The organism is Pseudoalteromonas sp. NZS71, from assembly GCF_015864715.1.
Lineage (GTDB): Bacteria > Pseudomonadota > Gammaproteobacteria > Enterobacterales > Alteromonadaceae > Pseudoalteromonas > Pseudoalteromonas arctica.
Map to the genome: position 1 here is coordinate 1 of NZ_JADYWS010000039.1, position 21293 is coordinate 21293.

The window sequence follows — 21293 nt, forward strand, 5'->3', positions numbered from 1 at the left end:
GTGCTGTATTAATTCGTTTTTTTCAGTCAGTGTATTTCCAATTTCATCCGATTTTCTTTTTTCCTTTTGATAGCACTCGTTTAAATCTTTTTTAGTCTCTGATATTAGTATTTTTTCAGCTTCAATTTCTGCTTGTTCTTGCTCTACTTCGAGCTTAGCTTGGATGCGGGCATTGTCTAGAAGCGTATGGGTCACACATTAAGAATCTTCAATGTCTGCTAGTGGAACTAAGCCGAACTTCGGCAAAGAGCGAATTGCGGTCAGTCAATTGCCATAAGCTAATTAATGATAAGTGGAAACTTTCCCCTATTACGCATGTTCGAAGAACCTACAGTAAGCATAATATTTATAACTGGCAATAACTTATACTATTTGCTACTAATAGTAGATCATAGAAAAAGACATTTTCACGTCAAAATGGGGAATTGTGCTTTTATAAAGCTTTTAGGTGCTTTAGTTTATTTACAATCCAATAAAGCAATCCCATTAAATATATTTAAATACTTAAAAGGAAATGATACATGGCTAAAACTATAGATCAGCTAGTTCGTATCGCAGCAGCGGGCGGTGGGATGCATATCGATGCAAATGGAAAAACAGCAGATCAAATGGTACGTATTGCATCTGCAGCATCAGGCAAAGGTGCAACAATAAATATTATTAATTCATCAAAAAAGACTACGGATGAGTTAGTACGTATAGCAGCTGCCGGTAATGGCTGTGTCATGTTCGATTTATCTAATTAAGATCGCACCTAGTACGAACATTAAACGGAAAATTATGTAAGCGCAATGCTTCATAAGGAGTATCAAGTTGCTAAGAAGTCTTCGAAAGGGAAGTACGACTATTGAGTATTGGCATGAATTTGGCGCAGATATCGTACGAGCCATTAATACAGAAATAGAGTTAAAACCCGATCACGCTATATTTCGCGTAACGTTAAAGCCTGTAGATGGTAATCAAAGAATGGATGCTGATAGGATATTTTTAAACAACTTAAATGCGTTAACAAAAATAAAATTTAGTGATTCCCAAATACGTAAAGCAACAGCAAGATTTTTAAACGCCTATAAAGATAGAATCAACCATATTAAATTAGAAATAATTTATAAAAGAAGCTATGAGTTTAATACTAGTCTAAAACCCACAGGTAAAGATGGGCTGTCTTTTGAGCTTAAGGCATAACAATTGCAGTCATAGGAATAACAATTTGCTTTTGCTTCTTCGTTGCTAATTTCAGCCTGCTATTTTATTTACGCCGGTTAAGCGAAGCTTTGCCAATGTCTGCTCATGGCACTTTTGCGAAGTTCAGTAGAAATTAGGATGCCATCCATATTAATTGGGATAGCTTTGTTTGTTCAATTAAGGTGGTAGTCTGGTTTAATTTTTAGTTGCATTATGGCAATTGCTTTTATTGCATGACCTAATTAAATTATCTTTATATGGCCACCTTAATCGCTTTTCATTAAAGTTATTATTCGGCAACTTATCTCGAAAAAATGATAAACAGGGAATTTTATGAACTACTTAAAAAAGCTAAGGCTCGTCGCCACAATCATTTGTCTTTTTCCTCTATTTTCTGCCAATGCTGTCATTGTTAAAGAACACATAATTAGCTCTAAGACGTTGGGAGAAAAGCAAAACGTCACCGTTTATCTGCCTGATAATTATGGTGACTTTCCGGACTATAAATATCCAGTTTATTATTTTCTGGATGGCAAATATTACAAGGACATGATTCAGGGGGTTATGTCATCCTATTACGAGAATGGTTTGGCTCCACACATGATATTGATTGCAATTGAAAACGAAAGCAGAATCAGGGATTACACACCGACTGAACATGTCGAATATAAACAAGGTGGTGGTGCTGATGCCTTTTTAGATTATATAGAGAAAGAGTTGCTTCCCTTTGTCGATAAGCACTATCAAACCTCTGATTTTAAAACCCTAAGCGGACACTCTCTTGGCGGGCTTCTTTCTTTGCATGCAATGCACTCCCGACCGGGTTTGTTTACTGCCCACGTTGCATTAAGTCCTTCTATTCACTGGGGTAATGAAGTCACATTGCCTAAACTGAAAAGGTATCTGTCTTCAGAAGAAGATTTGAATCAGTTTCTTTATGTCAATCTAGGAGATGAAGGTTTTCAGGTGATTGATGATTCGGCAATAGCTATGCGTGAGGGTTTTTTAGAATTAAAGGCATTTCTGGAAGAAACCAAACCCAACGGCCTCAGATTTAAGATAGAACATTTGCAAACGCTCCCCCACGTAGCGACGTTAATGACTGGTCTGGTTAATTCCACCAATGAATTGTATCGTAACTGGTCAGTACCCTTTAGAGTTTTTACAGAGGGGCCAGAAGGTTTTGATAAGCATTTTAAGCTGCTGTCGCAAGACTTATTTCAGGAGATCAAACCTCGAAAAGGTGCGATCAATTTTGCCTCATATTATATGACAGGGCTTGAGTCGCCCGAAAAAGGCATGGAGCTGTTGCAATATAACGCAGGGCTTTATTTAGATTCTGCATGGGTGTTGTTTAATCTGGCCAAAGGCTACAAAGAGAGAGGGGATCAAGATAAGGCTAAACAGCAAGCTATGCTGGCTCTTGGAAAAATAAAAAGCCATGAAGAAAACCTCAAAACCTCTATCGATGAGTTTATTGCTGGGTTTGATACAGAGAAATAGATATGTAGGTATGCTAAGGGGGTCACCCTTGATTTTATGTATCAAAAAAAACAACACCGTCCGGAATTGGCACTGAGCCGAACTTCGGCAAAGAGCGATAAGCGGTCAGTCGTATTTTTTACATTGTATGACTGCTTCAAGCTCAAAGCTGCCGTTGATATTTGAGTTATAAACTCTGAATATGAGTATATTGTCACCATAAAACATCTATCGGTCTAACTCGCAATGGGGCACAAAGCGTCTTAGGGTTTTTGCTCTATTAACCTGTTGGACTACTTCATTTACGGTCGCTTTTTCCCAATACCGAGCATAAAGGGATCGTTGTTCTGGATATTTCCCCATTCGCGGATATTTCTATTGAATCGTCATTCATAGAATGATAGATTTTAGCCATGAAGATAAAAAACATATTTCAACTAACCTCAATTTCTTGGTGGCGTTCTATTTTATAGAGCGACGCTGGATCACATTTATTCAAAGCCGTCGGATGACTGTTTATGAATAAAGCAACTTATGTCTCCGATGGTAAAATTAGGAGTCATATTATGCAAAATCAAACACTTCCCCTTAACAAAGACAAAATACTAACCGGTGATAGAGCAACGGGGCAGTTACATCTCGGGCACTTCGTTGGTTCACTTCAACAAAGGGTTGCTTTACAGCATCAGTACGAACAGACCATCTTAGTCGCGGATTTACAAGGTCTGACGGACAATGGGCACAACCCTCATAAAGTATCATCCAATATTTTGAATGTCGTTGCAGACTACTTGGCCGTCGGTATTGATACTCAAAAAACCACGATTTGTTTGCAGTCAGCAATACCTGCCTTATCAGAATTGACCATGTATTATTCAAATTTAGTCTCCGTCTCTAGATTACAGAGAAACCCAACGGTCAAAAGTGAAATTGCAAGTAAGTCATTCGGCGCTTCAATACCAGCAGGGTTTTTAACCTATCCCATTAGCCAAGCGGCCGATATAACAGCATTTAGAGCAACACTTATTCCCGTAGGTGATGACCAATTACCGATGATTGAACAAACCAATGAAATAGTGAGAAAACTAAATTATATCGCTCAAGCGGATATTTTAGTTGAGTGCCGTCCCTTGTTAAGCAAAGTACCTCGGTTGCCAAGTTTGGACGGTAAAAGCAAAATGTCTAAATCAATGGGTAACAGTATTTTATTGGATTCAAGCGAAAAGGATATTTCTAAGGCAGTAAAATCAATGTATACCGACGCTAGCCATTTACGAATTGAAGACCCGGGTAAAATTGAAGGTAATGTTGTTTTTACATACTTGGATGCATTCCATAGTGATACTGCTTATATTAGTGAATTAAAGGCGAGATACCAACAAGGCGGTTTAGGTGATGGATCACTAAAAAAAATTCTCGAAGAGTGTTTGCAAGATACTCTTAAACCCATTCGGGAGCGTAGAAAATCATTTATATCTGATAAAGCGCAGTTAATCGAAATTCTTAGGAATGGAAGTGACAAATCACAAGAAGAATCGAATCAGATTCTAAACAGTGTTAAAAATGCATTTGGCTTGAGTTTATTTTAGTTGTAATACTTTTATTGAAAGAGGAAAACAAGCCTCCAAAGTCAGGAGGGGAAATAAACAAGAAAATTTTACTCGCTAAGGTGTAATGAGCACACAAGCAAGTTAGATGTATTTCTGCGTTTAACATAACCCCCTTTATATTCGACGACTGAAGGCTACTTACTAAATAGTAACCTTTTTATCTATCACTTTTTCTGCACTTTTAGTTAACAATAGCGAACGTATTATGCTTGCTAATACCCAAATTTGGCCTCGTAGTGCTTAAGTGAATTTAGCCATTTTTTGTTTTGTGAGTCGTAAAGGGGCGTTATCGCCTTAGATTAACGCTCTAATTTTAAAAGTTCAATGGCCGCTCTGGTGGCTTAGCTGTCCAATTCAGAGGTTTTTGAAAAGTAATGTCAATGTCTGCTGTTGGCACTTTTGCGAAGTTCGGTTTGAACGAAAACCAAGTATTAGGATAGGCTTAAATTTAGCCCTACAATCGTAAATACTGAAATTCTACCTATTCTTTATGTACGTACTGACGATAGCGATTTGCCAACGACAGCCTAAAACACACATAACCCTTAACATCTATGTCATTGTATGGTTGTATTTTATGTCGGGGAATGGTTGCAGGTTATTTTTAAGTGATTGATATGTAATTTGATTTCAGCGACACTAATGTCACAAATCGCAAATAGTGGAAACCAAAAAGACATTGACGCAGGTCACGGACTGCCAAATAAACTAGGTGATAATATGAATGAACTTGCTGAATATCTAGGTTTAACTGATGAGCAGTATGATGAACTAGACATTGAACTACATGAAGATACTGGCTCCAGTGGTGAAATGGTTTACTCATATTGGTTTAACGTCCCTGAAACTGCCTCAGCCGAAATTCTTCAAAAGACAGGTTGGAAAGTGGGTCAGTTCATAAATGGCATTCCAGTTTGGGCAGTCAATGCTGATGACCCTGAATCAGAATTTTAGTCTTGGATTAACAAAATATGTCTCGTATGCAAAATGTAATGGCAATGATAGGTTTTCTTGACTCTAGCGGCCTTAACCGTAACGGCAAAGCAATGCAAGAAGCTACTGTCAGCTAATGGATAAATCAGGCAGGAATGGGCTAGTTTCAGTATCTGTATTTACAGGGCAGCATTCAAGCTTTGGCCCGCATCTATTGTTTGGGGATGAAATTCGAAGTTTCGGTATTCCTCACACTGAGTTTAAAACCAGCTATGAATTCCCTAGTTTTGAGCTTAATGAAGACGAATTAGAGTTGAGTATTAAAGGTAAAAATTATGAATTTAGTATCAAAAATCTGAGGCTGGATTAGTCTTTTTTTGAAAGGAAGCAGTAGCAGAAATGCTAGGTTATTAAATGTTGGAATGTACTCCTACTATGTAAATTTTTCTCTGGAAAAGTGAAACTTTACATTTGCTAACTCTGGAAAACGAACTAAGCTGACCAATTAACGTACAATTATTGGTCAGCTTTTTTATGCTCACAATAGTTCAATCAGATGATTTTAAAACTGAGATCCAAACTCCTTTTTGCAAAACAAAATCAAGCATTCAGCTAAAAGGCTTTCCAACTTTTTATGAAAATGGTGAATACGTCATGCCAATAAATCTTTGGATGAATCACCTCATTAACGTTAAGCGCGCGAAAAACATTAATTCAAACGTTCGTGCCATAAGTCGATATTGGCGCTTTTTAAAAAGTCATGAGCTCTCTTGGAAAGATTTTCCAACTATCAAATCAAATAAGCCCACATATATTTTCCGAAACCAAGATCTTTTGGCCTCAGTGAAAGCCGGTGAGCTAAATAGCTCAACAGCAGCTGTATATATGAACCATATAATTAAATTCTACGAGTGGGCATATTATGAGAAGTTAATTAACTTCTCTAAGGAAAATAAACCATTTGAAGTAGAGTTTGTTAGCATCAAAACGACTGGGATGCTTGCGCATATCAATCGTAATTATGTTGTTAGAAGTTCAGACTTGAGGATCAGGGTCCCAAGGCGTACACCAGAGCAAAGCTTGAATCCCCTTACAAAGATGAGGTAAAATTATATTCGCGAGCACTCAAAGAACAGTCAATTGAGTTCCAAATACATCAACTATTACAACTCATGTGCGGCCTTCGTATAGAAGAAGCCTGCACCTTTCCTGCTAACCTAGTGAATAGATGTGACCCGAATAAATACCATATTCAAGTTAGTATAGGACCTCATAACGGTGTACTCACCAAATTTGGCTCAGTCAGAACTATCGAAATTCCAACACTGTTAATGAACAAGATGCATCGCTACTTGATTAGTGAGCGTCGCCAGAAAAGAGAGTCTAAAACCGATAAAACGATTACGGAATTATTAATTACCAATAGAGGCAAGCCATATACTACCAATGCAATACAGCGTCACTTTAGCTTAACTCTTAATTACATACGCAATGAGCTAAATACCCACTTTCAGCATAGAACACACGATTTACGTGCAACTTACGGTACATTTCGTCTTGCGTCCCTTTTAGACGAGAAAGTTGGGTTGTCACCATTCGATGCTATGTCATTAATCATGGGGTGGATGGGACATAAAGATGAGAAAACAACTTGGCGATACCTTAACTTTATAAACCGAAGCAAGGCATCGATACGTGCAGTTTGCTTTTTAGATCAAGTTATGGAGTCAGTCATCAATGAGCATGAGGATCTCTTGTGATTAACAAATCAAATTTAAATATTGACCTTAAGTTAAATATTTATGGTGATACAATTTGTATACCCAGACTTTCAAAGATTTAGATACAAAGGCGTGCCTAAACTTTTTGAAATGCATCGGGGTACTTTGCTTAACCGAGACAACCAAATCATTAAGTGGTATCAAGCATTCAAAGCTAATACAGAATATACTGACACAACAATGAATACCCTTTTTAGAACATTTACACGGTATGTGAATATTTGTGACAGTATTCCCGTAAATCCAGATTCAAAAGAGGGTATCAATGCATTTGAAACAGCTCTAGTTCACAGCGTTAGAATTGGCAGCAAAAGTTCAAACACAGCAAAAGGTGAATTAAGTAGTATAAGAACAATAATGAAGATGCTAGATCACCCTGTTGATGAGTGGTTTTCTAAATTCAAACTATTTCGCAGCCAAATAAATCCAACTCAAGCATACTCAGAATCTGAATTGAAAAAGTTAATTAAAATACTAAAAGAACTATATTTTCAGCTTTCCAAGCAAATTCAAACCTCACCTAAAGAATACATTCAAGCAAGGAGAAGCGACCAATACGCGAGCTTTTCTTTTAATAAAATCGAAGTGCCTGTAAGTGGTGCTATTACCAAGTGTTACTGTGCTGCATATTTCTTACTTGCCTATTACACATGGGCAAACGCTAGTACGATAAGAGATATGGATATCCCCAAAGCTTCACAAAAAAAGGGACAGCAAGGTAAGTGGTTTGTGCAAACAGCATTAAAGAAGAGAGCTAATAAATTTGTTACCATCGAGCTCGGCGATAATCTTAGCACAGACATTCCAAAGCATGCGCTAAATTTTATTAATGACCTTATCACCCTTACGCACGTGCTGTTTCCAGATGCCAATAGACTACTTCATCAATGTCTTAACGGGATAAATAAGCCCTTGTGCCCAACGCATATTCGTTCCAATATGAATTGGCTAATTAATATATTCGATTTGACTGATGACAATGGTCAACAACTTAGGCCTGAAGCTAAACGCTTTAGAGCTACAGGTGCATCTAATTACTTAGCACTCACAGGAAACTCACTCGAAACATCCATGTTGCTCAATAACACACCTGATGTAGTTCGAAAGCACTATAGCAGAGGTAACGAGTCAGAAAATAACGCCCAACTTCAAGCCACAGCTAACACCTTAGAAAATGCAATTAAATGTGGCGATATTAGTAGAGCACGAGAACAAACTCTTGAGCAAATGAATCTAGAAATACTACCCTATGATGAATTCGTAAACCGCTATGCTAAATCAGGGAATGGTCAAAAAACACCTTTAGGTACAGGTTGCAAAGACCCCTTTGATAACCATGGTGACCGTTTTCGACGAAAGGCCTCTATCGATAGCGTTGACATGACCCATCTTGCCTGTGCAGACTTATTAAATTGCTTTTCCTGCCCAAATCAAGTGCTGGTTGAAGAAGTTGATGATATTTGGTGTTTATTGAGTTTTTATGAAGCGTTAGAGGATGCCAAAGAAGATCACCTCAACATGTCACACTTTAAAAACAATTTTGATCGAGTACTAAGAAAAATAAAGCAAGTGCTTTTTAGTATCGACTTAAAAGTGCGCAGGCAAGCTGAGCGGAAGCTACATACAATTGGTCGCCACCCTTTTTGGCCCGATACGCTTAATTTGGTTTTATAAGGAAATGCTATGAAACCGTTACTTGCTGCACCAGAACAAGTTATAAAAGAGAATACTGTTTTTGTTGAACAGGCAATACAGTATTTTGAAAATAAGGATTGGGACAATTTAAACAAAATCCCAGTAATGATTGACCAAAATGGTAAAACCATAAGTTACTTTGGCGATAACATATGGGATTTAACACACTATGTAGATGCAAAAATTGTTTCTAAAAAACGCGCCTCATTTACACATTTAACAACCACTTCGCTATTACAAGAACAAAAGTTACTCGCATTCCTTGGTTTGTTTGCTGTCGGCACTTTAAGGCAAGGGGCAACGATAAAAACCACAACATTTTTAGAGAGAAATATCAATTTAACCCAAGTATATAAATACATAGAATCCATCAAAGCAGATTCGATCTGTGTCCTTAACCATCCCATACAGTTTTCTAGGTTTTGCGAATATTTAAAGTCACTTAAAATGTGTGGAAGATATATTTCCAAACTCATTGTTGCATTAAATTGGATTCAGGCTATAAGAAACCAAATCCCCATAAAACTATCATTACCTTTAACAACATCAATTACAGAATTAGGCCGTCAGCTAGGATGTCCTACAAAGTTAGAAAGCGAGCAATTTTATGCCATTCCATCACGCTTGATGCAACTCATATACACAAAGGCTATCGAGTATATAGATACTTACTATCCTATTCGAGATACATTATTAGCTATCCATACCGAGCAGCAAGAAAACTATGAAATTGGTAAAGCGGCCGTAGATAACAAAATAAAATCAGGACAATGGAATTGGTTAACATCTGATTCCCCTCACTACAAAGCTGAGATAACTAAAGCTAAACCCCAAACTTCTACCAATATACTTAAAAGCTATATTTCCAACGCCGATACAGAAAAGTTAATTCCTAGTGATATACGAAGATTCAATTGGTTATACTCCCATATTCTTACTTGCTGCTTTATAATCTGTGGTGCCTTTTCAGGCATGAGAAGAAGCGAGATTTATAGCTTACATCCTGATAGTTTCAAAAAGTTAAAACTAAAAGACCAAGTGTTTTATTCACTTCAGTCCTATCATAGTAAAATGACCCCCGCAGTGCCGGAAAAAGCAGAATGGTTGACATCTCCAATAACTGGAAAAGCAATAGAACTAGCATCTTTACTGACACAAAATATGAGAACCCAGCTCATGCTCTCAGATGACCGAGTTGAAAATGCTAGAGCCTCAAGCATCTGGTTAGTTCAACAAATGAAATGCAGAAAGCCAAACATGCTGACAGGTCCACCTTTTGCCCTTCATCATAAGCAGTTAGTAGAAGAGGCTGGCGCCATCGTAAATGAGCAAGATTATGAAGAGTTTAAACTTCTAAATCCAAACCTAAACACACACGCTTACAAGCAAAAGATAGTTATAGGTAAGCCTTGGGCTTTTACAACCCATCAACTCAGACGAACTTTTGCGGTGTTTGGCAAACGTTACAACTTACTATCTGACGTCGCTATTAAGCAGCAATACAAGCACCTGTATTTACCAATGGCACAGTGGTACTCAGAAGGCGGCGTAGCAGCCAAAATAAAACATGTAAAAGTGGATTCAGAACTCAATAATTTACTTCAAGAAGTAGATAGAGAAGTCACTACACAACTATTGCATCAGTGGTATAACTCAGATGACAAGCTATATGGTAAGAAAGGTATAGATGTTGTTAAAGATAGAGAAGATACCGCTGTTAAATACTCATCCTGGGATGCTCTTTATGCTCAAGTATCTGCTGGTAGAATATCTATTGCTGGTACACTTCACTCATACTGCATGGCTGGTTATGAATGCAGAATGGAAAAGGTCGTATCACCAACCAACTGTTTTAACTGCGAGAACGTTGTTATAGACGAAACAAAAGCACAAGCTTGGCAAAAACGACATCAGTGGATTGTTGAGACTATAACTGAAATGGAGCAGCATACTAAACTATCTCAATCGCAGCTAAGCCATTTTATTACGCAATTACGTGCAGCTGAAAAGGTTATGGACTACTTTGAGATAAGCTACACTCCATACAAACCCGAAATTGAGATCAGACAGCTTTGAGTAAGTCAGAGAATACAAGGTTAGAGCTTCTAAGCGCAATTGACAGGATACTTTCTGGCGATACAGTACGTATTGATGCCAAACGAGGTTTAAGTGCCATTGCAGTTGAGGAAGAAGCTAACCTTGGTAATGGCTCAGCTTACTATTACTCAGACGTCATTGAAAAAATTAAACTACTAAAATCAAAAGCTATAACAAAAAAGCAAGCACAGCAAAACTCAGATGTTACTAAGTTACGTGAAAAGCTTGCCAACGAGAAACGGTTAAAAGAAAAATATCGAGCGGAAATAGCCAGCTTAAAAGAGCAAATGGCACAAATTTCTTCTACCCACAATGCCCTAGCGCTTTCAAATCACCAGCACTTAAAAAAGATAAATGATCTTGAGTCAGAGTTATTTTTACTGAAGAAAAATTAATATATCTTCAATTGCTTAAAGCATCGCCTAAAAAATGAAACAAGGTTAAATGAGATGTACCCTGATGAAGTTCAACAATTAAAAAGCCATATAACAAATATTGCAGCTCAACATAATGGGTTAGCACTTACGATACTACAATATCAATATCAATATAAAGCGGCTGAACTAACAATGTGGAAAAGGTAAAATAATTATTTAACTGAATAAGTACAATTGTCAAAGGCAAGTTTCAACACATGAGCCGATTATTAGTATAGCTGACATTAAATGAATACTATTTAAATAAATTTAAATAAACATTAAAGCAGGTATTCTGATCGTTTGAACAAACCTTTACATTCCCGCCATTAGCTTCAGCTAAGGCTTTAACTATAGCGAGCCCTAAACCAGCGCCATCACTATGGCGTTGACGAGACTTATCTGATCGATAAAAGCGATCAAATAAATAAGGTAAATGTGCAGAAGGTATTTTCTCACCGGTATTACTCACACAGATACATACTTTTTCAGCAGATGTTATTTCACTACATACCGTAATTGATGACCCCTTCGGTGCATATCTTATAGCATTCGATAACAGGTTTGATAACAATTGACGAAAATGTAGCTTGTCACAATAAAAGCTGATGTTTTCACCTGCTTTATGAAGTATCAGCGATGACTCTTCAGCTAATGCATCAAAATACTCAAACAGCACCTCAATTTCTTCATGGCTGGATAAAATATCTTGGGCTGGTTTAATTAGGCCGTTTTGAGATTTTGCCAGCCAAAGCATGTCGTTAACCATCTTAGTTAGCCGCTCAAGCTCTTCGAGGTTAGAAAATAATAACTCTTGGTACTCTTCGGATTGTCTTTTTTTAGATAGACCAACCTGTGTTTGAGTTATTATATTGGTAAGCGGTGTACGTAGCTCATGAGCAATATCACTGGAAAAATTTGATAGGCGGATAAACTCACCTTGTAACCTGTCTAGCATTGCATTGAAAGATTGCACCATATTAACAAGCTCAATCGGTACTTGGCCTTCATCAAGCCTTACATCCATTTTATTAGTTTGGATATCATGCATTTTCTGGCTTAAACCACGTATTGGGTTGAGTCCTTGATGTATAGCAAACCAAGCCACCAATAAAATGAGTACCGCTGAACCAAACATAATAGCCCAAAGGCTTTGCTGAAATTGATTGAGAAAGTGTAAATGAAAGCTCATATCAATAGCAGCTGTGATCTTATAAAGTTGCTGCTCAGTACTAAAGTCACTCACTAAAGCGCGATAAGTATGTGTGTTTTTTTGCCATTCAACTATGTTGTTTTGGTTAAAACTGTTTGAGGTGGTTACTTTTAAAACAAATTCGCTAAAGTCTGTTGCCGTACTTTTATATATAAGCCTTCCTTGAGCTGTATTAACTTGATAATAAACCCCATGATGACCCGCCACGGCTTGAGATAACGCATTTCTAAGGTTTTTTTCCGACGCGTATGGCTTAGATAAAACGGATTTGACAGACTGTGTGATAACTTTTAATTCACCACTATCTTGTTGTAAAAAATGATGATTTATTGAGCTACTTATAAGCGAAGCGACGAGGGTTAAGCAGCCTATCACTGTCAAAGCAACAAACAATACCACTCGCATTGTTAAAGATAATGGTTTTTCATTAAGGCTCATCGGTTATTACCTCAAGCTTGTAACCCATGCCACGCACAGTGTGTATTAGCTTTACTGGAAAACCATCATCAACTTTACTTCTGAGTCTGCGAATGGCTACATCAATGACATTTGTATCGCTATCAAAGTTCATATCCCAAACTTGAGAAGCGATTAGTGAACGAGGAAGTACTTCACCCTCACGGCGCAGTAATAGTTCAAGTAAACTAAATTCTTTATTGCTTAGGAGTATACGTTGTTCGGCACGAAATACATTCCGTTTTTGAATATTAACTTTTAAATCATAGGCTTGTAAGATGTCTTCGGTTTTATGCGCGTTTCCGCGACGAAGAAGCGTGCGTACCCTTGCTAACACTTCAGAGAATGCAAAGGGCTTTATTAAGTAGTCATCAGCGCCTAATTCAAGCCCTTTTACTCTGTCATCGACACTGTCACGAGCCGATAGAAAAAGAACAGGAACGTCTTTATTCACTTCACGAATAGATTGTAAAATTCGCCAACCAGATACATCTGGCAACATTACATCCAAAATTATGACATCAAATAACTCAGTCATTGCTAAATGATGCCCATCGAGCCCATTACGTGCTAATGAAACTTGAAAACCAGCTTCACTCAGACCTTGCTTTAAGTAATCACCTGTTTTCACTTCATCTTCAACAACTAGTAAGCGCATGCAAAACCTTTATTAAAGTTATAATTATTGTCTGTTATAAGATTATGCCGTATTCACCGTAACAGCAACATGACATCAAGATTACAACTTTGTAATGTTCGCGTCATGTTAAAGACAGGTCTATTTTCTATACTTAATAACTATTCTGCTATGAAGGAGTAAGGAAATGGGGTTTAAAAAGTCATCACAACAGGTTAGCACACCACGAAGACGATTTGTTCAAGGCATAATTGCAGGTGGTGTACTTGCTGCTTTTCCGAGCGTGTTACATGCTGCATCATCTTTAGTAGCAGGAACACTAACAGGCACTGTGCCCGAATTAAGCGGCGAAGTCATAGATCTGGTCATAGATGAATCGCCGGTTAACTTTACCGGCGTAGTACGTATGGCGACAACAATTAATGGTTCTATACCCGCTCCAACCTTGCGCTTAAAAGAAGGTGATGATGTTACTATAAGAGTAACAAATAACTTATCAGTACCGAGCTCTATCCATTGGCATGGCATCATTCTACCTTATCAGATGGATGGCGTGCCAGGTATCAGTTTTAAAGGCATTATGCCGGGCGAAACCTTTATTTATAAATTTAAGCTACAGCAAAGCGGTACATATTGGTATCACTCCCACAGTGGTTTTCAAGAAATGACAGGCATGTACGGTGCATTAATTATTGAACCGCGAGAAAACGATATTATTAGTGCAGATAACGAACATGTTATTCAATTATCTGATTGGACTGATGATGACCCTATGGCGCTGTTCCGTAAATTAAAAGTACAGAGTGATGTATTTAACTTCAATCAACCTACTGTTCCAGAGTTTTTCGATGACGTTTCAAGCAGCAGTATTTCAAATGCTCTACAGCGCCGAAAAATGTGGAATCAGATGCGAATGAACCCTACAGACTTAGCTGATTTATCTGCATCAGCAATGACTTTTTTAATGAACGGTAGTACTCCAATGGCAAACTGGCGTGGATTATTTAAAGTCGGTGAAAAGCTTAGGTTAAGGTTTATTAATGGCTCTAGTAATAGCTTTTTTGACGTGCGTATCCCCGAGCTAAAACTGACGGTTGTACAAGCAGATGGGCAAAACGTTGAACCAGTGACAGTTGATGAATTTAGATTCGGCCCTGGTGAAACCTATGACGTGATTGTTGAGCCAAAAAATGATGCGTATACGATTTTTGCTCAAAGCATGGACCGCTCAGGTTACGCAAAAGGAACTTTATCAACGGCACCTAATATTGATGCGCCAATACCTGCTCTGGATCCTGTTGAGTGGTTAACGATGACCGATATGATGGGCAATATGACCCACGGCGGTGAGCATTCTGCAATGGCTGGTATGTCAGGCATGAACTCTAAAAAAATGGATCATAGCGCAATGGGCCACGGTGCAATGGCGATGGATCATAGCAAACATGGTATGTCTGAAAACCCATTGGCGGTTGCCAGCTCTAAAGTGCGTCATGCAAAAACGGAGTATGGAGCCTCAGTTGATATGCGCGTTGATATGCCTAGAACAAATCTTGATGATCCCGGTATTGGTTTACGTAAAAATGGTCGCCGTGTTTTAACACTTGCAGATTTACACTCACTTGAAGGGATCACTAACCAGCAAGAGCCAGAAGCTGAAATTGAGCTGCATTTAACCGGCAACATGGAGCGTTATAGCTGGTCATTTGATGGCTTAGAATTTGGTAAAAGCACGCCAGTGCATATGAAGCATAACCAACGTTTAAGAGTTATTTTACAAAACGATACCATGATGACACACCCTATGCATTTGCATGGTATGTGGAGTGATTTAGAAAACGAGCAAGGTGATGTGCAAGTGCGACGTCATACGATACCTGTTCAACCCGCACAAAGAATCAGCTTCTTAACCACCCCTCACGATGTAGGGCGCTGGGCTTGGCATTGTCATTTATTATTCCATATGGATGCCGGCATGTTTAGAGAGGTAGTCGTATCATGAAACAATTAAAACTATCTAAATCATTAGGTTTATTAATGTTAACTGGGGCTTCATTAATTAGCTTCCCTTTATTAGCGCAAAGTGAAATGGCACAAAAGAGTAGCGCTAAGATGCAACCACAAGGGGGAGATGCACCTAAAGATGCAAGAGACCCTCATGCTTACTCTGCGGGAACAACTTTAACAGAAGGCCCATATGTGCTTGAGGGCAATGAGCGATTAACACTCGCTGATGAGCATCCATTTTACGCATTACTAGGCGATCGTCTTGAATATAACGAGCAAGCAAATGCAGGTGTATTTGACTTACAAGCATGGTACGGCACTACCTTTGATCGATTGGTAGTTAAAACTGAGGGGGATTTCAGCGAAGGAAGCCTTGAGGAAAACCAAACCGATATTTTATGGGGTCACGCCGTATCAGCATATTGGGATACTCAAGCAGGTGTTCGTCTTGATTACAATAAAGAAGGTGAAAATCGGCAATGGTTGGCTTTTGGCTTACAAGGTTTAGCCCCTTACTGGTTTGAACTTGATATGACAGCGTACGTAGGTGAGCGAGGCAGTACCGCATTTACGTTAGAGGCAGAGTACGAACTACTACTCACGCAAAAGTTAATTATACAACCGCGAGCCGAAATTACACTTTATGGCAAAAACGATAAACAAAACGAACTTGGAAGTGGCCTATCAAGCAGCGCGATTGGCTTTAGGGTTCGTTATGAGTTTACACGCCAGTTTGCGCCCTATATTGGCGTTGAATGGAGCAATAAATTTGGCAGTACCGCCGACTATGCCACATCAAGTGGACAAAGTAGCAATAACACCGCATTTGTTGCGGGTATTAAATTTTGGTTTTAATCATTTTAAATAAGAGGTAATTATGAAGTTATTTAATTCTGCAGTAGTTATTTTAGGTTTAGTGCTTACATTTTCCGCATCAGCGCATATATCACTCAAGCAATCAACACCTACGCAAGAAGCCATGTTAATGCAAAGCCCAGAGCAACTTTCGTTAACTTTTGGTGGTGAAGTAAGGCTAGCAAAAGTCATCATCAAAGATGAAAAAAATAAATCAATAAACTTTGATTTCAAACCTAGCTCCACCCCAAGCACAGACTTTAATTGGTCGCTGCCGAGTTTAGCACATGGTACCTACACGGTTAAATGGACAGTACTTGGGGGGGATGGACATAAAATGTCAGATTCGTTTTCTTTTATGGTACATCAAAGTGAGTCAAGTAATATGATGCAAGAACAATCTAATGCCCACAGCAAACACAATCATTAAGTAGCAGCATGATACAAGTAAGTGAATGGTCAGTACTTTTACTATTATTAAAGCTAGCAAGCTATAGTGCTTTGGCCGCACTTGCTGGTACTTTTTTAATTCGTTTTATTATCGCCAGTAATTTATCTGGTCATCACTTTATAAGTTTCTCTCAGTATTTAAAGCGCTGGCAAATTCAATGTGTGGCATTGGGTTTTATTGCTGTCATTTTACAAGTACCAATTGAAGCTGGTGCAATTGCAGAATCTGGTGTAACGGGAATGCTAGACCCTTTTATGCAAGAGATTGTTTGGCAATCAGTTATAGGAGAACAAGCTCTTTTCAGAGGCGCAGCGCTTTTTGTGGCTATGATTGTTGCACTTAATTGGCGCATTAACATAAAGCACCGTTTTGCAGTGGTTATAAATAATACAGTTATGTTGGTTTTGCTTATATCTATTGCATATAGCTTCACTTTCACAGGTCACAGTGCAAATGAAAATGGGTTAGTAAAAAGCATGTTAACTTTTCACCTTCTTGCAATAGCAAGTTGGGTGGGGTCACTGTGGCCACTATATAAAAGCTGTACCATATTATCTGTTCATGAAGTTAAGAAGGTAATGCACCTGTTTGGGCACTTAGCCATCATCGTTGTATTTGTGCTGCTTATTTCAGGTTTAGCGCTTTTGCTTAATTACCTGCATTCGTTATCAGCGCTGTTCACGTCAAGTTATGGGCAATTAATTTTGCTAAAACTGCTACTAGTGAGCGCGATGCTTATGATGGGGGCTTGGCACAAACTAATTTTAGTTCCGAGAATCACCCAAAAACAGCATGTAGGTACACTAAAACGTTCCATCAGTGTAGAAATGCTGATAGCTGCTTTTGTACTTATTACAACAAGCGTGTTCACCACACTTGTTGGTCCCCCAAATTAATTTAATAAAAAGAGAGCAACATGTTTAATAACTCTGCAAAAATAATCATAACATCGCTATTACTTTTTGGCGCATTGAACTCACTAGCTGTAAGCGCACACAAGAATGAGGAACATGCAAATGAGCGTGTGTTATTTGTTGGTACCGATACCCCAGCTGCGCAAGCAGTAAGTGCCTTTCACCAAGCATTAAATCAAAGTGATCAAAAAAAAGCTCGCTCATTATTAGCTGATAACGTCATTATTTTTGAAGGCGGAGGCGTTGAGCGTTCTGCCGATGAATATGCAAATCACCACATGCTAGCGGATATGAAATACCTCAGTTCGGTTAATAGCAAACTATTAGAACATCAGGTTTATATAAGTGGTGATATCGCTTACTCCATTTCGCGAAGTGAAACGATGGGCAGCTACAAAGGTAAAGCCATTAACACAACGGGTATGGAGTCAATGACTCTAAAAAAGACCCGCAATGGCTGGAAAATCACACATATTCATTGGTCAAATTAAGGAAGTAACATGCGATTAACGTACATAACAACTGCACTTTCAGTGATGTTGGCGGTGTCTATATCAGTAAAAAGTATGGAAAACCCACACAGTGTATTGCCAGTCCAAGAGGCCATAGAAAAAGATAAAACAGAGATTGAGTTGACAGTTTATAAAAGTAAAAACTGTGGGTGCTGTAAAAAATGGATTGAGCATATTAATGAAAGTGGCATTAAAACAAAAGCAATAGATGTTGCTGATATGGGGCTAATTAAAGCTCAATATCAAATAAAGCCAAATATGCGCTCATGCCATAGCGCTGTTTCAGCCGATGGGTATGTTTTTGAAGGGCACGTGCCAGCTAAATATATAAAGCAGTTTTTAGCTGAACAACACCCTCAGAAAACGATCGGGCTGACAGTTCCGGCAATGCCTGTTGGCACGCCAGGTATGGAGATGGGCAATCGTTTTCATAAATATAATATTGAAGTACTTACTCAAGATTCACAGCAACATACTTATAAGCATATCAGCAAATACGCAGTGCAGTTTTAACTCTTATGGCATAGTTATTGAATTAGCCGTAAGTATTAATGCGATGATTAAATATATAGTGGGCTTACGCCTTATAAATTGTAAGTAATACCCCTTAGTATAAATAAAATACAAGTTGAACAACTGAAAAGGAGCCATTGTAATGTCACAGTATTTAAAATTTTTCTTAATGATAGCCACATCAACATTAGTCATGTTTGTACTAATGTATTTGAATAGTTATCAGCTAAGCCATGTGTTTTTTAGTGAAACGCGTACCTATATGGCTATTTATATGGGGGCTGCAATGGCGGTAGTTATGCTGTTGTTTATGCTAAATATGTATAAGGATAAAAAGAAAAACAGCGTAGTTTTAGGGATCAGCATTATTAGCTTTGTAGGCGCATTATTTTTAGTACGTTCGCAAATAACGGTCAACGATCAGTCTTGGATGTCAGCCATGATACCGCATCATTCAATCGCTATACTGACTAGTGATAGAGCTAATATCAAAGACAAGCGCGTCCAAGAGCTTGCAACAAATATTATTGAAGCACAGCGTCGTGAGATTAAAGAGATGCAGTGGTTACTGAACGATATAGAAAAAAATGGCCTAGCAGAAACTCAGGAACAAGCACAATCTAGAGCTGTACCGGATTTTAATGCTAAGTAAAATTTTATAAGAATACGTAAAAGGGAGCTAAACATGAGTAAATCAGCAGAGCTTTATAGAATGGCAACAGATGAGCATATTTGCCCATTTGGCTTAAAGTCAAAAGACCTTCTAGAACGCGAGGGTTATGATGTTAATGATCACTTATTATCTTCTCGTGAACAAACAGATAAATTTAAAGCAAAGCACAACGTAGAGACCACACCACAAACATTTATTGCTGATAAACGTATCGGTGGTTATGACGACTTACGTGATTACTTTGATAAGCCAAAAGCTGGACAGCAAGGTACAACTTACACCCCGGTTATTGCAATCTTCGCGGTCGCATTTTTACTAAGTTTGGCATTTAGTTTTGCAATGGGTCATGGATTAATTTCCATGAAAACCGTGGAGCTATTTGTTGCGTTAACTATGGCTGTGTTGGCAATACAAAAACTTCAAGATTTATTTAGTTTCTCAAATTCATTTATCACTTATGACTTAGTGGCGATGAAAGTAGTGAGGTATGCCTATGTTTACCCATTTTTAGAAGCGTTTGTTGGTATTGGAATGATAGCTGGGTTGCCAGCATATAGTATTGCTCCTATTTCATTATTTATTGGTGGTGTTGGTGCTGTTTCTGTTTTTAAAGCCGTATATATAGATAAGCGCGAACTCAAATGTGCATGTGTAGGCGGTGATAGTAATGTACCGTTAGGCTTTATTTCACTTACAGAAAACCTGTTTATGATCGCTGCTGGGATATGGATGCTTGCCAGGTAGAAGGTAAAGTATTTAATTTAAAAATATAATGAACAGTTTATTTATGGGGGTACCTGACTCAGTCTAAAGTCTGAATTATCTCTTTGAGTCCAGCATCAATCTGTTCTGACACTTCGAAGACCTCACCAACTTCGATTGCTAAATAGCTAAAAGTGTTTTTGACGATAAATAGTTAATTGGCACTGTAAAAACTCACAGTGCCAATTAACAATTAGATTAGAAATCGTTCTTCGATTTTACATCTACAAGCTGACCATTTTTAGCTATTTTGAAATAAACTTGTTCACTATCATTTGATGCTTGGATAATATAAGTATCATCGCTCTCGTTTACGACAGTAAATGCTTCTGAAGAAATACCTTTCCAAGAATCATTTAGTTTTCCAACCTCAAAACCATAGTCTTTAAAGGCCAATTTCTTTATTGATTTAGCTGCAATACTAATAGCTTGTTGATCGCTAACGTGACCATGATCACTATGTGCTAGAACACCAGTACTCATTAATGAAATACAAACTAATGCTATTGGAATTAATCTATTCATTGTTTTCTCCTATTAAGTTTTAAGTTTTAAGTTTATTGTTTTAAGCCAATTACTTTATATTGTCCTTTTACTAAAAGCTGTATAGCTACGGGGTTATCTGAGTTGTTTTTCCAGTACCAGCCATGTGAGCCCCCAAATGGGGCGGTAAAGCTGCCCTTCATTTCGCTTAAATTGGCAATTGCATAGCTTTCGAAGTAACCGGTTGTGTCTCCTGCTGGCTCTCCGTGTAAATCAAAATGTAAAGAAGCGCCATCGGTCATCCATTCGTAGGTCATTTTTTCATATTGTTGCATCTCAAATTTATATTCAACCCCGCGATTTGCAGGGATAGTGACTTCAATTGTTTGAAACTCATCACTGCCCACTTGCAATGAATCTGATGTTTTAAGTGGTTTTTGCGCTGATGCCTGAGCTATTTTAGTAACGCCCAGTTGTTTACCGAGTCCGGTTGGATCAATGTTATATTCGGCCGGAAGAATAAATAGCACAAGGGCGATTATCGCAACTAATGAAGCGGTAATACTGGCTTTTATAAGTGTTTTTGAACTAACTGTATGTTGCATATATTTCTCTAAA

23 protein-coding genes are annotated in these 21293 nt (G+C 38.1%); 18 read left to right on the plus strand and 5 right to left on the minus strand.

Features of this window, described 5'->3' with window-relative positions; all coding sequences use genetic code 11:
- A partial coding sequence (locus I6E85_RS19010) for a hypothetical protein (protein WP_197237256.1) occupies positions 1-195 on the minus strand: 195 nt, incomplete at its 3' end.
- A gap of 326 nt (positions 196-521) precedes the next feature.
- Between I6E85_RS19010 and I6E85_RS19015 the strand changes: the two genes are divergently transcribed.
- The 10 genes from I6E85_RS19015 to I6E85_RS19060 all read left to right on the plus strand — a co-directional run bounded on the left by I6E85_RS19015 (position 522) and on the right by I6E85_RS19060 (position 11178).
- Positions 522-746: a hypothetical protein gene (locus I6E85_RS19015; protein WP_024591704.1), complete on the plus strand. Its 225-nt coding sequence runs from the start codon at positions 522-524 to the stop codon at positions 744-746.
- Between the two features lie 67 nt (positions 747-813).
- Positions 814-1185 carry a hypothetical protein gene (locus I6E85_RS19020; RefSeq protein WP_024591705.1) on the plus strand — a complete coding sequence of 124 codons (372 nt, stop codon included), beginning with the start codon at positions 814-816 and terminating at the stop codon, positions 1183-1185.
- 333 nt (positions 1186-1518) lie between these two features.
- The gene (locus I6E85_RS19025; RefSeq protein ID WP_024591706.1) at positions 1519-2688 is read left to right on the plus strand and encodes an alpha/beta hydrolase; all 1170 of its coding nucleotides are present in this window, start codon (positions 1519-1521) and stop codon (positions 2686-2688) included.
- A 545-nt stretch (positions 2689-3233) separates the two neighbouring features.
- The gene (gene trpS, locus I6E85_RS19030) at positions 3234-4256 is read left to right on the plus strand and encodes a tryptophan--tRNA ligase (RefSeq protein ID WP_024591707.1); all 1023 of its coding nucleotides are present in this window, start codon (positions 3234-3236) and stop codon (positions 4254-4256) included.
- A 663-nt stretch (positions 4257-4919) separates the two neighbouring features.
- Positions 4920-5231 carry a hypothetical protein gene (locus I6E85_RS19035; protein WP_024591708.1) on the plus strand — a complete coding sequence of 104 codons (312 nt, stop codon included), beginning with the start codon at positions 4920-4922 and terminating at the stop codon, positions 5229-5231.
- 115 nt (positions 5232-5346) lie between these two features.
- Complete coding sequence (locus I6E85_RS19040) at positions 5347-5580, plus strand: hypothetical protein (protein ID WP_024591709.1); 234 nt, start codon at positions 5347-5349, stop codon at positions 5578-5580.
- A gap of 164 nt (positions 5581-5744) precedes the next feature.
- A complete protein-coding gene (locus I6E85_RS19045; RefSeq protein WP_196812478.1) occupies positions 5745-6317 on the plus strand; it encodes a hypothetical protein in 573 nt (190 codons plus the stop codon).
- Positions 6318-7012: 695 nt separating this feature from the next.
- Positions 7013-8665 (plus strand): hypothetical protein, encoded by a 1653-nt coding sequence (locus I6E85_RS19050; protein ID WP_024591710.1) that lies wholly within the window; start codon positions 7013-7015, stop codon positions 8663-8665.
- Between the two features lie 9 nt (positions 8666-8674).
- A complete protein-coding gene (locus I6E85_RS19055; RefSeq protein WP_024591711.1) occupies positions 8675-10762 on the plus strand; it encodes a hypothetical protein in 2088 nt (695 codons plus the stop codon).
- Entirely contained in the window at positions 10759-11178 is a 420-nt protein-coding gene (locus I6E85_RS19060; protein ID WP_024591712.1) for a hypothetical protein, read from the plus strand. Before I6E85_RS19055 ends, I6E85_RS19060 begins: the two co-directional genes overlap by 4 nt.
- Before the next feature lie 277 nt (positions 11179-11455).
- On the opposite strand, the gene I6E85_RS19065 is transcribed toward I6E85_RS19060, so the two are convergent.
- Complete coding sequence (locus tag I6E85_RS19065; protein ID WP_024591713.1) at positions 11456-12850, minus strand: heavy metal sensor histidine kinase; 1395 nt, start codon at positions 12848-12850, stop codon at positions 11456-11458.
- Positions 12840-13526: a heavy metal response regulator transcription factor gene (locus tag I6E85_RS19070; protein WP_024591714.1), complete on the minus strand. Its 687-nt coding sequence runs from the start codon at positions 13524-13526 to the stop codon at positions 12840-12842. The genes I6E85_RS19065 and I6E85_RS19070 overlap by 11 nt, the downstream gene beginning before the upstream one ends.
- Before the next feature lie 166 nt (positions 13527-13692).
- Between I6E85_RS19070 and I6E85_RS19075 the strand changes: the two genes are divergently transcribed.
- From I6E85_RS19075 to I6E85_RS19110, 8 genes are all read left to right on the plus strand, one after another.
- A complete protein-coding gene (locus tag I6E85_RS19075; protein WP_024589686.1) occupies positions 13693-15507 on the plus strand; it encodes a copper resistance system multicopper oxidase in 1815 nt (604 codons plus the stop codon).
- Complete coding sequence (locus I6E85_RS19080) at positions 15504-16367, plus strand: copper resistance protein B (protein ID WP_024606961.1); 864 nt, start codon at positions 15504-15506, stop codon at positions 16365-16367. The genes I6E85_RS19075 and I6E85_RS19080 overlap by 4 nt, the downstream gene beginning before the upstream one ends.
- A 22-nt stretch (positions 16368-16389) precedes the next feature.
- The gene (locus I6E85_RS19085) at positions 16390-16797 is read left to right on the plus strand and encodes a copper resistance CopC family protein (RefSeq protein ID WP_024589684.1); all 408 of its coding nucleotides are present in this window, start codon (positions 16390-16392) and stop codon (positions 16795-16797) included.
- Positions 16798-16808: 11 nt separating this feature from the next.
- Positions 16809-17714, plus strand: coding sequence for a copper resistance D family protein (locus tag I6E85_RS19090; RefSeq protein ID WP_024589683.1), 906 nt, complete (start codon positions 16809-16811; stop codon positions 17712-17714).
- Positions 17715-17734: 20 nt separating this feature from the next.
- Positions 17735-18223 carry a DUF4440 domain-containing protein gene (locus I6E85_RS19095; protein WP_002963268.1) on the plus strand — a complete coding sequence of 163 codons (489 nt, stop codon included), beginning with the start codon at positions 17735-17737 and terminating at the stop codon, positions 18221-18223.
- A gap of 9 nt (positions 18224-18232) precedes the next feature.
- Positions 18233-18757: a DUF411 domain-containing protein gene (locus I6E85_RS19100; RefSeq protein WP_016900197.1), complete on the plus strand. Its 525-nt coding sequence runs from the start codon at positions 18233-18235 to the stop codon at positions 18755-18757.
- Between the two features lie 142 nt (positions 18758-18899).
- Positions 18900-19409, plus strand: a complete 510-nt coding sequence (locus I6E85_RS19105) for a DUF305 domain-containing protein (RefSeq protein WP_016900198.1) — start codon at positions 18900-18902, stop codon at positions 19407-19409.
- A 33-nt stretch (positions 19410-19442) separates the two neighbouring features.
- Positions 19443-20174: a MauE/DoxX family redox-associated membrane protein gene (locus tag I6E85_RS19110; protein WP_016900199.1), complete on the plus strand. Its 732-nt coding sequence runs from the start codon at positions 19443-19445 to the stop codon at positions 20172-20174.
- 216 nt (positions 20175-20390) lie between these two features.
- Here the strand turns inward: I6E85_RS19110 and I6E85_RS19115 are convergent, their stop codons facing one another.
- Both I6E85_RS19115 and I6E85_RS19120 read right to left on the minus strand, forming a co-directional pair.
- Positions 20391-20717, minus strand: coding sequence for a DUF6488 family protein (locus I6E85_RS19115; RefSeq protein WP_016900200.1), 327 nt, complete (start codon positions 20715-20717; stop codon positions 20391-20393).
- A 32-nt stretch (positions 20718-20749) separates the two neighbouring features.
- Positions 20750-21280 carry a hypothetical protein gene (locus tag I6E85_RS19120; protein WP_024589682.1) on the minus strand — a complete coding sequence of 177 codons (531 nt, stop codon included), beginning with the start codon at positions 21278-21280 and terminating at the stop codon, positions 20750-20752.
- Between the last annotated feature and the right edge of the window lie 13 nt (positions 21281-21293).

Excerpts from the sequence above, each read along its gene's own strand:
- I6E85_RS19015 (WP_024591704.1), top strand. The coding sequence starts at position 522 with ATGGCTAAAACTATAGATCAGCTAGTTCGTATCGCAGCAGCGGGCGGT.
- I6E85_RS19025 (WP_024591706.1), top strand. The coding sequence starts at position 1,519 with ATGAACTACTTAAAAAAGCTAAGGCTCGTCGCCACAATCATTTGTCTT.
- trpS (WP_024591707.1), top strand. The coding sequence starts at position 3,234 with ATGCAAAATCAAACACTTCCCCTTAACAAAGACAAAATACTAACCGGT.
- I6E85_RS19035 (WP_024591708.1), top strand. The coding sequence starts at position 4,920 with ATGTCACAAATCGCAAATAGTGGAAACCAAAAAGACATTGACGCAGGT.
- I6E85_RS19040 (WP_024591709.1), top strand. The coding sequence starts at position 5,347 with ATGGATAAATCAGGCAGGAATGGGCTAGTTTCAGTATCTGTATTTACA.
- I6E85_RS19045 (WP_196812478.1), top strand. The coding sequence starts at position 5,745 with ATGCTCACAATAGTTCAATCAGATGATTTTAAAACTGAGATCCAAACT.
- I6E85_RS19050 (WP_024591710.1), top strand. The coding sequence starts at position 7,013 with ATGGTGATACAATTTGTATACCCAGACTTTCAAAGATTTAGATACAAA.
- I6E85_RS19055 (WP_024591711.1), top strand. The coding sequence starts at position 8,675 with ATGAAACCGTTACTTGCTGCACCAGAACAAGTTATAAAAGAGAATACT.
- I6E85_RS19065 (WP_024591713.1), bottom strand. The coding sequence starts at position 12,850 with ATGAGCCTTAATGAAAAACCATTATCTTTAACAATGCGAGTGGTATTG.
- I6E85_RS19070 (WP_024591714.1), bottom strand. The coding sequence starts at position 13,526 with ATGCGCTTACTAGTTGTTGAAGATGAAGTGAAAACAGGTGATTACTTA.
- I6E85_RS19075 (WP_024589686.1), top strand. The coding sequence starts at position 13,693 with ATGGGGTTTAAAAAGTCATCACAACAGGTTAGCACACCACGAAGACGA.
- I6E85_RS19080 (WP_024606961.1), top strand. The coding sequence starts at position 15,504 with ATGAAACAATTAAAACTATCTAAATCATTAGGTTTATTAATGTTAACT.
- I6E85_RS19085 (WP_024589684.1), top strand. The coding sequence starts at position 16,390 with ATGAAGTTATTTAATTCTGCAGTAGTTATTTTAGGTTTAGTGCTTACA.
- I6E85_RS19095 (WP_002963268.1), top strand. The coding sequence starts at position 17,735 with ATGTTTAATAACTCTGCAAAAATAATCATAACATCGCTATTACTTTTT.
- I6E85_RS19100 (WP_016900197.1), top strand. The coding sequence starts at position 18,233 with ATGCGATTAACGTACATAACAACTGCACTTTCAGTGATGTTGGCGGTG.
- I6E85_RS19105 (WP_016900198.1), top strand. The coding sequence starts at position 18,900 with ATGTCACAGTATTTAAAATTTTTCTTAATGATAGCCACATCAACATTA.
- I6E85_RS19110 (WP_016900199.1), top strand. The coding sequence starts at position 19,443 with ATGAGTAAATCAGCAGAGCTTTATAGAATGGCAACAGATGAGCATATT.
- I6E85_RS19115 (WP_016900200.1), bottom strand. The coding sequence starts at position 20,717 with ATGAATAGATTAATTCCAATAGCATTAGTTTGTATTTCATTAATGAGT.
- I6E85_RS19120 (WP_024589682.1), bottom strand. The coding sequence starts at position 21,280 with ATGCAACATACAGTTAGTTCAAAAACACTTATAAAAGCCAGTATTACC.